Below are 12,609 nucleotides of genomic sequence, written 5' to 3'. Positions count from 1 at the left end.
TGCGGTGGATGTGTTGATGGCACAATCGTATCGATCGTGCTTCATCAGGAAAAACGATGATTTCTGACCAGAATGGTAAGTTTGAATCACAATCGATTCATGCCAGCCTGCCGTCGTTGATGGCGCTGCGTTGTTTCGAGGCGGCGGCGCGTCACGAGCATTTCAGTCGCGCGGCCGACGAGCTGTGCCTGACCCATGGAGCGGTCAGCCGCGCGGTGCGTCTGCTCGAGGACGATCTGGGCGTGGCGCTGTTCGAGCGGCGCAGCCGTCGCGTGTTTCTGACCGATGCGGGCCGCACACTCGCCCAGGCCGTCCATGACGGCCTGGGTCTGATGCGTCACGCCGCACACGCATTGCGCACCGAGGCTGCCCGTGCGCGGCGTTCGGTCCTGTCGTGCGAGCCGACACTGCTGATGCGCTGGCTGATTCCGCGCTGGCCGGATTTCCAGGCGCGGCATGCGGGCGTCGATATCCATCTGGCCGCCGCAGGCGGGCCGTTCTCGTTCGACCGCGGTATCGACATGGCGATACGTCGCAACGATTTCGCATGGCCGGCGGGGTATCACGCCGAGCATCTGTTCGCCGAACGGATGGGGCCGGTTTGCCGGCCGGACAAGGTCGGTGCGTGGTTTGCGTCGCGTCGCGGCGGCCGCACGTTGAAGCCCGACGCTGCGCGACTGCATACGCGGACCCGGCCGGACGCATGGAGCGCGTGGGCGGCGGCGGCGAATCAGCCGGCCGCGAACGGGCGCGGGCAGCAGTTCGATCACTTCTACTTCAGTCTGCAGGCGGCTGTTGCGGGGCTGGGGGTCGCGATCGGGCCGTGGCACCTGGTGCGCGACGACATCGAAAGCGGTGTGCTGGTCGCGCCGATGGGGTTCGTCGAGGATGGATCGGATTACTACCTGTTGACGCCGGCGCCGGTGATGGATGGGAGTGCGCAGGCGGTGCTGCTGGAGTGGTTGAGGGGGATGGTTTGACGGGGGCCGTCAGGCGGGATTTCAAATGACCGGCGAAGACGCGTGCCCGGATGTGCGACGCGCAATGCGATCCCTCGCGCCGCGAGGGCCGGTACTTCGTCGGCACTCGCATCGATTCGACGACCCGGACAATATTGTCGCTCATGGGCCAAACGCAACCTCGAATCGAAATAAAGAATGATTGGACTTGCTGATGCTTGCTCATGCCAGCCTGCGAACGGAAAATGCGTCGATCGACGCGCGTTCGCAAGTCCGTAATTAGCGTGAACAGGCCCTGGCCCGACGCTGCGGAGCCCCGGCAGGATGTCGACCGGCTTTTACCGAAATGGCGCGTGATGGTGCGCGCGTCACTAAGAGAATGCCGGGGCGTGCTTTATCGCCGCAACGAATGAGCGCCGGTGAAGTCGCCGTCATTCTTCATCTTTTTGACACGGTTTTTAACGATGCACGGGCAGGGCAACCCAGGGCGACGTCAGGCTGCAGCGAATATTTGCCGTCGCCTTTAAATCCGCATCCTTTACCCGAAGATCAACGACGAGGCGAAGCCATGCAACTTCAAACCGGTAATTTATTCGACGTCGAAGGGCGGCGCGGCGGCGACGAGCGAATCGACAGGCTCGCCACGGGCCCGCGCGTGAACGTCGAGCGAATCGTATCGATGGGACATGCGAGCCCGGACGGGTTCTGGTATGACGACCCACGGGCCGAATGGGTCGTGCTGCTGTCCGGCGCGGCCGTGCTCGAATTCGAAGAGAATGCGACGCGGCTCGATATGCGCGCGGGAGATTACGTGCTGATCGAGCCGCATTGCCGTCATCGTGTCGCATGGACGCATGACGAAGTGCAAACGGTTTGGCTTGCGATCTATTACGAACACTGAAGCAAGGATGGGCGTGCGGCACGATCGGTGGATTGACCCGTGCGCGACACGCCGATCGGGCAAAACCTCGTCAACCGGAGCGGCTTTGGAATACCGCCGGTATCGATGCCCCAATCAATGCCCAAATTGCCGGACAGCGTGTTGAATCACGCGCCGGCCCATGCGGGAATCTTATTCCTGGATCAGGAATCGATTGCGATTCTTCGCATCCTTGATCCATGCGGGCGCGCGACCGCGGCCCGACCAGGTCGCCCCGGTCTTCGGATCGCGATACTTTGCCTGCACGGGGGCGCCCGCCTGTTTGGCCGGCCGACCGCGGCGTGTACCGAAAATGTCTTTTTCGGTAATGCCGTATTCCGCGACTTTGGTGCGGATGTCGTCGACGATCGCCTGGAATTCAGCGGTGCGCGCTGCTTCGGCTTTCTCGGCCAAAGCATCCATTTGGGCTTTCAGTTCCTTGTAAGTTGCCATATATCACTCTTCAGGTTGTGTCCATACATGATAGCGGTTTCAACCGGAAATGACGAAGAAAATTGCTCCGACTACGAATTCTATTGCCGATATGGCAATGCACGACTGCTTCGAACACCTGAGAAGTGGCTTTTCTGGATCGTTTGCGTCCGATCTTCTCATGCGGGACAAGCTTCGGAGATTCAATTATTCTTTATATTTTTTCGGAAGGATCGGGGAATTCACTGATGAACAGGGATGACAAGCTGAAACAGGTCGCAGCCGAATTCGGATTCGATCCGGACGAAACGATCAGGATCGGCGGAAAGTACACGCCCGTCCTGATCGACGGAAGCACAGCCTACATTGCCGGCCAGGTTCCGCGAATCGGGGAAATCGTGCATTTCGTCGGCATCGTGGGCGAATCCGTTTCGCTGGACGACGGCCGCCGCGCGGCCGGCATTTCCGCGCTGCGCGCGCTGTCGCTGATCCGCAAGCAGTGCGGCACGCTCGATGCGATCGCGACGGTGCCGCGCATGACCGTGTACGTGCGGAGCGCGCCCGGCTTCACGATGCAAAGCGAGGTGGCCGACGGCGCGTCGGACGTGTTGTATGCAGTGCTCGGCGATGCCGGCGTCCATACGCGTTCGTCGGTCGGCGTGCTGCAATTGCCGAAGGGCGCATCGGTCGAAGCCGATTTCATTTTCGGGCTGAATCGCAGCGGCGCCGCCGGTTGACCCGGAATGGCCGCGCCGACAGGACGGGCCGTCTTGCGTCGATCAGCGCGCCGTGCGCGAGCGGGCGGCTTCGGGTGTCATCCCGGTCCACTCATTGAATGCGCGGAAGAATGAATTCGGATCCTGGTAGCCGAGCAGGAAGGCGATCTGACTGTAGGGCAGGTCCGAGCGATCGAGGTAATGCCACGCGAGTTTCTCGCGAACTTCCGCCAGCAGGGTTTTGAAGTTCGCGCCTTCGTCGCCGAGCCGCCGCTGTAGCGTCCGCTTGCTGATCGCAAGCGTTTGCGCGACGCCGTCCGCGGTGGCGAGCCCGCCCGGAATCAATTCGAGCAGCGCCGCGCGCACGCGCTCGACGATGCCGGCCTCGAAATCGCGAAGCGGTTCAACGCCGCAATTGCCCGGTTTCGACGAGCTGCTGAAAGAAGTCGTTCATCGACTCGGCAAGCGGGCGATAGCGGATGCCGAGTTCGTTGCGGCTGCGGCTGTTGTCGGCGCGCCAGGGCAGCCCGACGTTGCGCGCGATCACGCGGCGCGTCACGCTCTTGTTCGCGAGCGGGCCGACCAGCCACACCAGCCACTTCGGCAGGATGCGCCGCGGAATCGGATAGTCGGCGCCATACCGTTCCAGCAGCGTGGCGGCCATCGCCGGCAGGTTCGTGTCGTGCGCCGACACGATGTAGCGGCCGCTGGCGTCCGGCAGAAACGCCGCACGCAGATGCGCGTCGGCGACGTCGCGAACATCCACCGCGCCCATGCCGAGATCCGGCACACCGATCTTCATCGTGCCGTTGCCCATCTGCCGCACGATCTCGAAGCTTTCCGACGTCGCGTACGGATTGATGCCGGGCCCGATCACGAGCGACGGATTGATGGTGACGAGATCCCAGCGTTGCTGCTGGCGGGCGATCTGCCATGCTTCGCGCTCGGCGACCGTCTTCGAATACGAATAGGGTTGATGGGTCAGCGACGAACTGGTGTTCCAGATTGCTTCGGTGAACACACCATTGGGCGTCGCGGCGAGATCGGCGTTGTCGCCGTAGATCGCGGCGCAACTGCTGGTCAGTACGACGCGCCGCACCGACGGCGTGCGGTTGGCCGTCTCGAGTACGTTGCGCGTGCCGAGCAGCGCCGGATCGACCAGCTCCTTCTGCGGATCGCGAACGGTGACGGTGAATGGCGACGCGGTATGGAACACGGTCCCGCAACCCGCCATCGCGTCGGCGTACGACCCGGGCTCGAGCAGGTCGGCGCGGAAATACCGGATCGTGCCGGGCTTGCCGGCCGCGATGCGCTCGAGATGCTTCAGCTTGTCGGGGCTGTCCGGGTCGCGGACGGCCGCATGGACCGTCAGGCCGGCCTCGAGCAGCCGCTGCACGAGCCAGCCCGCGACGTAGCCGGTCGCGCCGGTCACCGTGACGGGGAGGTCGGTATTGATATTCATGGGGGGGATTCCGTTGCAGAGGGGATGCGCCATGATGCCGCCTTTTGCGCGCCACTTCACTCGCAAAGCGGGCCAATCGACATGCAGGGGGCGACAGGCGGCGCGATACCGGCCACGCGTGGCGATGCTCGGGATCGCTGACGGATTGGGATACGGCTACGGCGAACGGGCCGCGCATCGGTTGCCGGCGGCCATTGACGCATCGCGCATGAACTCGAACACAACGGCGGCTGCAACTGGACGCCGATTTCAGGAAGATGGCCGATGCGTTCGCGGCAATCGTGCGCACCGGCACGTCGCTGCCGGCGGCCGATTTGTCAGACATGGAGGCCGTCGTGCAGGACGTCAAGCGGCAATCCGGCGACCCGGCGCAACTGTGTCGGCTCGCGGTGGCGTGGGTGCACCTGAACCCCGATCGGCTCGAACTCGCGCCGCCGTCGTATCGTCGGTAGCGCGCGGCAGCGTCGCCTTTTGCAGCGCCGACCGGACACCGCTGCCGGCCGGCCGTTTCAGCGCCCCTTCATTTCCGGAAGCCATGAGCCGACCCATCTCGGACGGCATCCCCACTTTTGGGGATGCCGTCGCCGGGCGGTACGCCTACGATGGTCAACACGGCACCGGGGACCAGATGTAGCCAGAACAATCGAACAGGCTTGCCGTTCCGTGTCGATCGCGGTGCCCGTCCGCACAGTCGATTGACACGGTTGTCGCGTACGCTGACGTGCAACGTGTGCGGTGCGTCGTCGGCGCCGCGGACGACGGCGCGTTGATGACGGAAGGCCTGATGTCGTATTTCGGGGAATTTCAATCAATATGCTCGCACGAGACTATGTGGAACGTGAGCTCTCTCACATCCAGAGAATGGTGGCGCTGCTGGACAGCGAAACGGACGTCGACGATGTGTCGATGTCGGGCGCGGGGCGCGTCAGGCATCCGAGATACTGGCGCGGGCGTATCGAGGAACTGCTGTCGACGCCCGACGTGCCGCGTCACGTCAGAAAGCTGAGCGAAGCGGTGCTCGCGAAGATCGACGAGATGGAAGTGCGGTTCGCGACGATGAAGTAAGTGCATCGTCGGGCCGGGCAGCGCAATGCGTCTCATCGCGTCGTCGGCTGCGTCGTTTTATCCGGATGCCATTACGTCGACCAAGGCCGCGCAGGCCGCCGTCTGCATCAACGCCGATTTTGCGCGGCCGCCATGTCGAAAACGACCATTACGTCTGACGAGAAACGGCAACGAACGTGGTATTTCGATCAAACCTGCATCGACAATTTGAACAATGAGGCCGATTGAGTAAGATGCCCGAACGGCGTTCGACAAAAACGCACGGCGCGGGGTGGCCAGATGCAAATGAACGGGTTGATTCCGTCGGCATGGATCGATGACGTCTACGCCGCGGCGCTGGGCGACCAACGATGGGAAGCGGTGCTGGACGGGCTGCGTCTGTCGGTCGGCACACGCATGGCCACGCTGCTGTCGTTCGACGATGCGGCAAGGCTGCCGGCGATCGAGCAGGCGGCCGGTGACGATCCGTCATGGGTTGCCGCGTGCCACCACACCTACAACACCGAGTTCTACCTGTACGACCCGGTCGTGCCGGTTGCCGCCGACTGGCCGGCAGGGCGCTGGTTCGAGGACGTCAAGCACCTGTCGGTGCGGCAGCGCACACATGGCGTGTTCTATCAGGAATTCATGCAGCCGTTCGGGCTCGGCGGCATCTCGGGCCTGTACATCCATCGCGGCGAGGGCGCCGGCGCTTTCCTCAGCGTACAGAGCGGCCCCGAATCGCAAGGGCTGTCCGACGAGCAGCGCCGCACCATCGAAATCATGGGCGCGCACATCAGCCGCGCGCTGCGCATCCACGCGCGCATCGGCGAGCTCGAAGCGCGCGTGGCCGCCGCGGAATCGGCGCTCGATGCGGTGCCGGTGCCGGTGTTCCTGCTCGGCGCGCGGCGCGAACTGCGCTATACGAACCGCGCGGCCGATCAGCTGATCGCCGCTGAACCGGCGCTGCGGATCGTGAACGGGCGTTTCGCGCCGGAAGGCTGCGTCGACGACGCGCAATGGCGGCATGCATTCGCACGCGGCGGGCTATTGCTGCGTCGGGCGACCGGCGAGCCGCTGCCGCTTGCGCTGATTCCCGTTCCCGAACCGTCACGCCTCGCGCGCGAACGGCCCGGCGTCGCGGCACTGATGACGGCCGCCGACCTGCGTTCGCCGTCGGCGCGCGCGCAGCGCTTGCGGGTGTTCTACGGGTTGTCGTCGGCCGAAGCCGATCTCGCCGTGCTGCTGTGCTGCGACGGGCACTCGCCGCAGGAATGCGCGGCACTGCGCGGCGTGTCGATCGGCACGGTCCGCGCGCAGATCAAGTCGATCTACACGAAAACGGACGTGGCGCGCGCAGCCCAACTGACGTCGCTGGTCATGCAGACCTGAGCGATCGACGCGCGCCGGTGCATCGGCGTTTTTACCTATCCGCCGCCGATTCCCTGCAGTATCTTGCCGGTCCCGCCGCAGACGATGCAGGGCTGGCCCTCGACCCTGCCGGTGCCGCGGCAGACGCGGCACGTGTCCTCGCCAATGCCCGGCGCATCCGCCGGGCCTTCGTCGCCGGCATTCGGCGGGGTAGCCGGGTCGGGGGTCGCTGATGGCTTCGTGGTCGACATCACAGGCTCCTTTCGCATTGCACACTGTCGCGGCGAGCATCGCGCGTGCCTGCCGGGCGGCACGCGCGACGGCGACCGTTCGGCCGCGTGTTACAGCGCCGGCGTCCACGTCGACCCGAACGGGTTTGACCGGTCGATGCCCGGGAAATCGACGAACGCCTTGCTGCAGTCGAGCACACCGGCCGGATCGATCGCATGTGGCATCGCGGCTACGCGCCAATTTTGTGATCAGTCATCCTATAACGACGTCAAACGAAGCGAAAGAAGCCCGTCGGATGCCGGGAAACCACCCCATCAGCGTCCGATTCGCCTACTGACCCGTTTCCGGAAAACGTTTCGTGGAAAAGTGCGTAAACAGAGAATGCGGTTCCCGAAATCTCGCCAAAAACCCTTGATGGTGGTGGTTATAGGGGTATGCACCAAGTGAGTTAAACGGTTAACCGACGTACATTCGCCCAACACGTCATACGACGTATGACTCGGCGGTTCGAGGAAGCGTATCGACGAAGCACGCGCGGGCCGACGGATCGCCGCACAACAACGATCGACCATCAAGGAGACTCACCATGAAGCACCGATTCACCGGCTCCCGTACCGCCCTGGCCGTCGCACTGATGGCCGGTTTCGCGATGTCCGCGCAGGCGCGCGTGTTCCGCTCGGCGGACGTGCACGGCGACAACTTCCCGACCAACATGGCCGTGAAGTTCATGGGCGACGCGCTGTCGAAGCAGACGGGCGGCAAGGATTCGATCAAGGTGTTCGGCAACAGCGCGCTCGGCTCCGAGAAGGACACGGTCGACCAGGTGCGGATCGGCGCGATCGACATGGCGCGCGTGAACGGTGCGTCGTTCAACGAGATCGTGCCGGAGTCGCTGATCCCGTCGTTCCCGTTCCTGTTCCGCGACGTCGACCATTTCCGCAAGGCGATGTATGGCCCGGCCGGCCAGAAGATCCTCGATGCGTTCACCGCGAAGGGGATGATCGCGCTGACGTTCTACGAGAGCGGCGCGCGCTCGATCTACGCGAAGCGCCCGGTGCGCTCGCCGGCGGACATGAAGGGGCTGAAGGTGCGCGTGCAACCGTCCGACCTGATGGTCGACGAGATCCGGGCGATGGGCGGCACGCCGACGCCGATGCCGTTCGCCGAGGTGTACACGGGCCTGAAGACGGGGCTCGTCGATGCGGCGGAAAACAACCTGCCGTCGTACGAGGAAACCAAGCATTACGAAGTCGCGCCGGATTACTCGGAGACGCAGCACGCGATGACGCCGGAAGTGCTGGTGTTCTCGAAGAAGATCTGGGACACGCTGTCGCCGCAGGAGCAGGCGGCGATCAGGAAGGCGGCGGCCGATTCGGTGCCGTACTACCAGAAGCTGTGGACCGCGCGCGAGGCGTCCGCGCAGCAGCTGGTGACGAAGGGCGGCGCGAAGATCCTGCCGGCCGCGCAGATCGACCGCGCGGCGTTCGTGAAGGCGATGCAGCCGCTGTGGACTAAGTATGAAAAGACGCCGCAGATGAAGCAGATCGTCGACGAGATCGAGGCCACCAAGTGACGCGTCGCACTTCCCTGAACAGCGCGGCGGCCGCGGGCTCGCCGGCCGCCGCCCCGGACGGCGCGGCGCCGGTGCGGCCGCATGCCGCGCCGCTGTTGCGCTGCGTGAACGACGTGCTGTTCCGCGTGCTGGCCGTGATCGCGTCGACGTGCCTCGCGGTGCTCACGGTGCTGGTGTTCTACGCGGTCGTGATGCGCTACGTGTTCGAGAACGCGCCGGATTTCGTCGAGCCGATCGCGCTGTTGCTCGTGATCGTGATCGCGATGTTCGGCGCGGCGATGAAGGTGCGCGACGGCGGCCATATCGGCCTCGATTCGCTCGTGCGCCGGCTGTCGCCGAAGGCGCGCACGGTGGTCATCGCGATCCAGCACCTGAGCCTGATCGCGTTCGCGATCATGATCATGATCGGCTGCGGCAGCATGGCCGCCGAAACGATGGGCGACCGCATCCCGATCATCGGGCTGCCCGAAGGCGTGCGCTACCTGATCACGATGCCCGCGGCGGTTGCGATCATCTTCTTCTCGCTCGAGCACCTGCTCGCGCTTCGTCGTTCTTCGTCGGGACAATAACGCCATGGAACTCGCGATCCTGTCCGTCAGTTTTCTGATCTTTCTCGTCCTCGGCGTGCCCGTGTCGTTCGCGCTCGGCATTTCGTGCGTGCTGACCTACCTGGTCGAAGGCCTGCCGATCGCGACCGCGATGCAGGCAATGATCTCGGGGATGAACGCGTTCTCGTTCCTCGCGGTGCCGTTCTTCATCTTCTCCGGCGAGCTGATGCTGCATGGCGGCATCGCGGACCGGATCCTGCGCTTCGCGCAGGCGACCGTCGGCCACTTCCGCGGCGGCCTCGGGATGGCGAACGTCGTCGCGTGCACGCTGTTCGGCGGCGTGTCGGGCTCGCCGACCGCCGATACGTCGGCGATGGGCGGCGTGGTGATTCCGCTGATGAAGCGCGAAGGCTACAGCGCGGCTTACGCGGTCAACGTGACCACGCATGCATCGCTCGCCGGCGCGCTGATGCCGACGTCGACCAACATGATCATCTACGCGTTCGCCGCGCAGGGCATCACCGGGATGCTGCACGGCCAGCCGGTGAGCGGCGTGTCGATCGGCGACCTGCTGTTCTCGGGCCTCTTGCCGGTGTTGTGGGTGATGGGCTTCGTGCTCGCCGCCGCGTACTGGCAGGCCGTGCGTCACGGCTATCCGCGCCGCGAGGACGGCTCGTCCGCGCTGCCGCGGTTCCCCGGCTGGTATGCGGTGCTGCGCAGCTTCGTCGGCGCGGTGCCCGGGCTGATGGTGATCGCGATCATCCTCGTGTGTGTCGCGAAGGGCATTGCCACCGCGACCGAAGCGGCCGCGATCGCCGTCGTCTACTCGCTCGTGCTGACCGCGGTGGTCTACCGCACGCTGACGGCCGAGAAGCTGCGCCGCGCGCTGTCGCATGCGGCGCGCACGACGGGCGTCGTGCTGCTGCTGATCGCCGTGTCCAACATGCTGCGCTTCCAGATGTCGTACCTGGAGATTCCGGATGCGATCGAAGGGCTGCTGAAGCAGTCGACCGCCGCGCCGTGGCTGATGCTGCTGTACATCAACATCATCCAGGTGTTCCTCGGCACGTTCGTCGACATGGCCGCGCACATCCTGATCACGACGCCGCTGTTCCTGCCGATCGCGATGGCGTGCGGCGTCGGGCCGGTGCAGTTCGGGATCATGCTGCTGCTGAACTGCTCGCTCGGCCTCGTGCACCCGCCGATCGGGTCGGTGCAGTTCGTCGGCTGTGCGATCGGCAACGTGTCGATCGGCGAGACCACGAAGATGGCGTGGCCGTACTACCTGGCGATCTTCAGCGCGATCAACATCGTCACGTACCTGCCGTTCTTCTCGACGTGGCTGCCGAGCCTGATCAGCGGGCACGCGGTGTTCTGATCGCACGCTTCGCCCGTCGCGGCGCCGGACGACCAAGGTGGTCCGGCGCCGCGCTCGCATCCGCGTGTCGCCGACGCTGGCCGTGTACCGGATCGATCGCAATACCGGGCATCTCGACGCAATCGGCAAGTATCCGGTCGGCAAGGGCGCGAACTGGGTCGAGATCGTCACGTACGACGGGACGAACTGATTCGGTGTGCGGCGCGAAGGCCGGCATCGATCGCGGGCCGCTCGTCGCAGCCGCACGAGCGACGCGAACGCTCACCTAACTCCGCGGCGCGTCCGACTCGGCGTCGTCGTGCGATGCATCATCGCCCGACCGTTCGTCGCGCCAGTGCGCCAGCGCGCGCCACAGCGCCGGGCGCGCATGGTCGCGCGGCGGCAGCTGGATCACGTATGCGACGCCGCGCACGTTCACCACGACGCCCGAGTCGGGCAACGTGCCCGGGATGCCGGAAAACGAACGATCGTCGGGGTCCGGTTCGGCCATGGCGTCCGGGCCGGGCGGGTGTCGAAACATCATGCGAAATCTCCGTGGCGCCGCGAATCGGCGCGTCAGTAGCGAACCCGTCCGATCAGGCCGAGCGGATCGATCGCGTGCTGCACGGCCGCGGCGACCTGCCGTTGCGCGGCCGGCACGTGCTTGCGGTAGTACGCGATATTGACCGGCCCGACGCCATGCTCCGCGCTGAAGCAGCCGCCTGCTTGCACGACGCGGTCGTACAGCGCGCCGCGCAGCGCCATCTGCTGCAACGGCCCGTAGCGTTGCGCCTCGGTAGGCGGAATCGACACGACGAGATGGCAGCCGCCGTCGCCGAAATGGCCGAACGCATAGCAGCGCAGCGACGGATGCGCGGCAGCGAGCCAATGCTCGGCGTCGGCGACGAAGCCGGCCAGCGCGCCGCGCGGGAACGACACGTCGAACGACAGCGGCATGCCGTCCTGCGCGACCGCGGCCGGCAGCGCATCGCGAATCCGCCAGAACCGTTCGGCCGGCGCGCACGCCGCGTCGAGCACCCCGTGTTCGTTCGCGAGCGCGTCGAGCGTCGCGACGGCGCGTTCCTCGAGCAGCGCATCGAGCCCCGGCATGCCGGTGGCGATCTCGACGAGCGCGTAGCATGCGGCAGCGTCGGCCTCGAACGGCACCCGCAACGCCGGAAACGCGGCAGCGACGCAACCGACCGCCGCCGCCGACATGAATTCGAACGCCGACAGCATCTCGCCGAATGCGCGCTCGAACGCGAGCAGGCCGGCGAGTGCCGCGTCGTACGACGCGAACGCGACGAACGCCGCGCACGACGACCGTTCGAGCGGCGCGAGCGCGAACGACACGGCCGTCACGAGCCCGTTCGCGCCATTCGCGCCGATGAAGCATTGCGTGACGTCGAAGCCCGCGTTGCGCTTGCGCAGCGGCGCGAGCGCGTCGATCACGGTGCCGGCTTCGTCCGCCAGCACGACTTCGACGCCGAGCACGTGGCGGCGCACGTCGCCGTACTTGATCAGGCGGCTGCCGCCCGCGTTCGCACCGACGAGGCCGCCGGCCGCCGGATCGCTGCCGAGATCGATCGGCACGCAGAGCCCGGCTTCGCCCGCCACGCGATTGAGGTCGGACAGCCGCACGCCGGCCTCGGCCGTGATGCTGCGATTGGCCGGATCGAACGCGCGAACGGCGCGCATCCGCTCGAACGACACCACGCATTGCGTGCCGCTGCGATCGGGCACGGCCGCGCCGACGAGCCCGGTGCGCGCGCCCTGGGCGACGAGCGTGATCCGGTGCGCGACGGCGACGCGAACGAGCGTGCGCACGTCGGCGGTCGATGCCGGCCGCGCGACGCCGAGCGGCACGCCGCCGTACCGCGCGACGTCGGTCGCATACGGCTCGCATGCCGCGCCGTCGAGCCAGCCGTCGCCGAGCGCCGCGGCGAGCGCGTGCCGTTGCGCGGCGTGTGCTGCGTGTGCGGGCAGCGCGTTCATCG

16 protein-coding genes and 1 pseudogene are annotated in these 12,609 nt (G+C 65.8%); 11 read left to right on the top strand and 6 right to left on the bottom strand.

From position 1 onward, the window contains the following. The first annotated feature begins 56 nt into the window (after nt 1-56). Both HWX03_RS06425 and HWX03_RS06420 read left to right on the top strand, forming a co-directional pair. Complete coding sequence (locus tag HWX03_RS06425) at nt 57-980, top strand: LysR family transcriptional regulator (RefSeq protein WP_175870714.1); 924 nt, start codon at nt 57-59, stop codon at nt 978-980. 547 nt (nt 981-1,527) lie between these two features. Continuing rightward, nucleotides 1,528-1,860, top strand: coding sequence for a cupin domain-containing protein (locus tag HWX03_RS06420; protein WP_175871132.1), 333 nt, complete (start codon nt 1,528-1,530; stop codon nt 1,858-1,860). A 171-nt stretch (nt 1,861-2,031) separates the two neighbouring features. On the opposite strand, the gene HWX03_RS06415 is transcribed toward HWX03_RS06420, so the two are convergent. Next, on the bottom strand, nt 2,032-2,331 hold the full coding sequence (locus tag HWX03_RS06415; protein WP_174429160.1) for an H-NS histone family protein: 300 nt from the start codon (nt 2,329-2,331) through the stop codon (nt 2,032-2,034). 227 nt (nt 2,332-2,558) lie between these two features. On the opposite strand from HWX03_RS06415, the gene HWX03_RS06410 reads away from it, so the two are divergent. Next, entirely contained in the window at nt 2,559-3,047 is a 489-nt protein-coding gene (locus tag HWX03_RS06410; protein WP_175820917.1) for a RidA family protein, read from the top strand. 42 nt (nt 3,048-3,089) lie between these two features. Here the strand turns inward: HWX03_RS06410 and HWX03_RS06405 are convergent, their stop codons facing one another. Further along, on the bottom strand, nt 3,090-3,392 hold the full coding sequence (locus HWX03_RS06405) for a helix-turn-helix transcriptional regulator (RefSeq protein WP_244132593.1): 303 nt from the start codon (nt 3,390-3,392) through the stop codon (nt 3,090-3,092). Between the two features lie 37 nt (nt 3,393-3,429). Continuing rightward, entirely contained in the window at nt 3,430-4,488 is a 1,059-nt protein-coding gene (locus HWX03_RS06400) for an NAD-dependent epimerase/dehydratase family protein (protein WP_175870713.1), read from the bottom strand. A 257-nt stretch (nt 4,489-4,745) separates the two neighbouring features. Here HWX03_RS06400 and HWX03_RS06395 point away from each other — a divergent pair, with 257 nt between their 5' ends. The 4 genes from HWX03_RS06395 (at nt 4,746) to HWX03_RS06380 (ending at nt 6,924) form a co-directional block, all read left to right on the top strand. Continuing rightward, nucleotides 4,746-4,940 (top strand): hypothetical protein, encoded by a 195-nt coding sequence (locus HWX03_RS06395; protein WP_175870712.1) that lies wholly within the window; start codon nt 4,746-4,748, stop codon nt 4,938-4,940. A 361-nt stretch (nt 4,941-5,301) separates the two neighbouring features. Then, on the top strand, nt 5,302-5,553 hold the full coding sequence (locus tag HWX03_RS06390) for a hypothetical protein (RefSeq protein ID WP_174386306.1): 252 nt from the start codon (nt 5,302-5,304) through the stop codon (nt 5,551-5,553). A 25-nt stretch (nt 5,554-5,578) separates the two neighbouring features. Then, the gene (locus tag HWX03_RS06385; RefSeq protein ID WP_175870711.1) at nt 5,579-5,764 is read left to right on the top strand and encodes a hypothetical protein; all 186 of its coding nucleotides are present in this window, start codon (nt 5,579-5,581) and stop codon (nt 5,762-5,764) included. A gap of 74 nt (nt 5,765-5,838) precedes the next feature. Continuing rightward, nucleotides 5,839-6,924 carry a helix-turn-helix transcriptional regulator gene (locus HWX03_RS06380; protein ID WP_244132591.1) on the top strand — a complete coding sequence of 362 codons (1,086 nt, stop codon included), beginning with the start codon at nt 5,839-5,841 and terminating at the stop codon, nt 6,922-6,924. A gap of 35 nt (nt 6,925-6,959) precedes the next feature. Here HWX03_RS06380 and HWX03_RS06375 read toward each other — a convergent pair whose 3' ends face one another. Next, nucleotides 6,960-7,154, bottom strand: a complete 195-nt coding sequence (locus HWX03_RS06375) for a hypothetical protein (RefSeq protein ID WP_174429166.1) — start codon at nt 7,152-7,154, stop codon at nt 6,960-6,962. Between the two features lie 566 nt (nt 7,155-7,720). On the opposite strand from HWX03_RS06375, the gene HWX03_RS06370 reads away from it, so the two are divergent. From HWX03_RS06370 to HWX03_RS06355, 4 genes and pseudogenes are all read left to right on the top strand, one after another. Then, complete coding sequence (locus HWX03_RS06370) at nt 7,721-8,707, top strand: TRAP transporter substrate-binding protein (RefSeq protein ID WP_027805969.1); 987 nt, start codon at nt 7,721-7,723, stop codon at nt 8,705-8,707. Continuing rightward, nucleotides 8,704-9,276, top strand: coding sequence for a TRAP transporter small permease (locus tag HWX03_RS06365; protein WP_174429168.1), 573 nt, complete (start codon nt 8,704-8,706; stop codon nt 9,274-9,276). The genes HWX03_RS06370 and HWX03_RS06365 overlap by 4 nt, the downstream gene beginning before the upstream one ends. Nucleotides 9,277-9,280: 4 nt before the next feature. Next, entirely contained in the window at nt 9,281-10,633 is a 1,353-nt protein-coding gene (locus HWX03_RS06360) for a TRAP transporter large permease (RefSeq protein WP_175870709.1), read from the top strand. Between the two features lie 61 nt (nt 10,634-10,694). Beyond that, nucleotides 10,695-10,823: pseudogene (locus HWX03_RS06355) on the top strand (lactonase family protein); the annotation flags it as partial. 75 nt (nt 10,824-10,898) lie between these two features. On the opposite strand, the gene HWX03_RS06350 reads toward HWX03_RS06355, so the two are convergent. Together HWX03_RS06350 and HWX03_RS06345 are read right to left on the bottom strand one after the other, a co-directional pair. Further along, nucleotides 10,899-11,156 carry a hypothetical protein gene (locus HWX03_RS06350; RefSeq protein ID WP_175870708.1) on the bottom strand — a complete coding sequence of 86 codons (258 nt, stop codon included), beginning with the start codon at nt 11,154-11,156 and terminating at the stop codon, nt 10,899-10,901. A gap of 32 nt (nt 11,157-11,188) precedes the next feature. Continuing rightward, entirely contained in the window at nt 11,189-12,607 is a 1,419-nt protein-coding gene (locus tag HWX03_RS06345) for an FAD-binding oxidoreductase (RefSeq protein WP_175870707.1), read from the bottom strand. Nucleotides 12,608-12,609: the final 2 nt, after the last annotated feature.

Source organism: Burkholderia sp. BCC0397 (assembly GCF_902832865.1).
In the GTDB taxonomy this organism is placed as follows: Bacteria; Pseudomonadota; Gammaproteobacteria; order Burkholderiales; family Burkholderiaceae; genus Burkholderia.
This window is presented reverse-complemented; position numbering and strand designations above follow the sequence as displayed.

Excerpts from the sequence above, each read along its gene's own strand:
- HWX03_RS06385 (WP_175870711.1), top strand. The coding sequence starts at position 5,579 with ATGCGTCTCATCGCGTCGTCGGCTGCGTCGTTTTATCCGGATGCCATT.
- HWX03_RS06375 (WP_174429166.1), bottom strand. The coding sequence starts at position 7,154 with ATGTCGACCACGAAGCCATCAGCGACCCCCGACCCGGCTACCCCGCCG.
- HWX03_RS06370 (WP_027805969.1), top strand. The coding sequence starts at position 7,721 with ATGAAGCACCGATTCACCGGCTCCCGTACCGCCCTGGCCGTCGCACTG.
- HWX03_RS06400 (WP_175870713.1), bottom strand. The coding sequence starts at position 4,488 with ATGAATATCAATACCGACCTCCCCGTCACGGTGACCGGCGCGACCGGC.
- HWX03_RS06395 (WP_175870712.1), top strand. The coding sequence starts at position 4,746 with ATGGCCGATGCGTTCGCGGCAATCGTGCGCACCGGCACGTCGCTGCCG.
- HWX03_RS06420 (WP_175871132.1), top strand. The coding sequence starts at position 1,528 with ATGCAACTTCAAACCGGTAATTTATTCGACGTCGAAGGGCGGCGCGGC.
- HWX03_RS06380 (WP_244132591.1), top strand. The coding sequence starts at position 5,839 with ATGAACGGGTTGATTCCGTCGGCATGGATCGATGACGTCTACGCCGCG.
- HWX03_RS06345 (WP_175870707.1), bottom strand. The coding sequence starts at position 12,607 with ATGAACGCGCTGCCCGCACACGCAGCACACGCCGCGCAACGGCACGCG.
- HWX03_RS06415 (WP_174429160.1), bottom strand. The coding sequence starts at position 2,331 with ATGGCAACTTACAAGGAACTGAAAGCCCAAATGGATGCTTTGGCCGAG.
- HWX03_RS06360 (WP_175870709.1), top strand. The coding sequence starts at position 9,281 with ATGGAACTCGCGATCCTGTCCGTCAGTTTTCTGATCTTTCTCGTCCTC.
- HWX03_RS06410 (WP_175820917.1), top strand. The coding sequence starts at position 2,559 with ATGAACAGGGATGACAAGCTGAAACAGGTCGCAGCCGAATTCGGATTC.
- HWX03_RS06390 (WP_174386306.1), top strand. The coding sequence starts at position 5,302 with ATGCTCGCACGAGACTATGTGGAACGTGAGCTCTCTCACATCCAGAGA.
- HWX03_RS06425 (WP_175870714.1), top strand. The coding sequence starts at position 57 with ATGATTTCTGACCAGAATGGTAAGTTTGAATCACAATCGATTCATGCC.
- HWX03_RS06350 (WP_175870708.1), bottom strand. The coding sequence starts at position 11,156 with ATGATGTTTCGACACCCGCCCGGCCCGGACGCCATGGCCGAACCGGAC.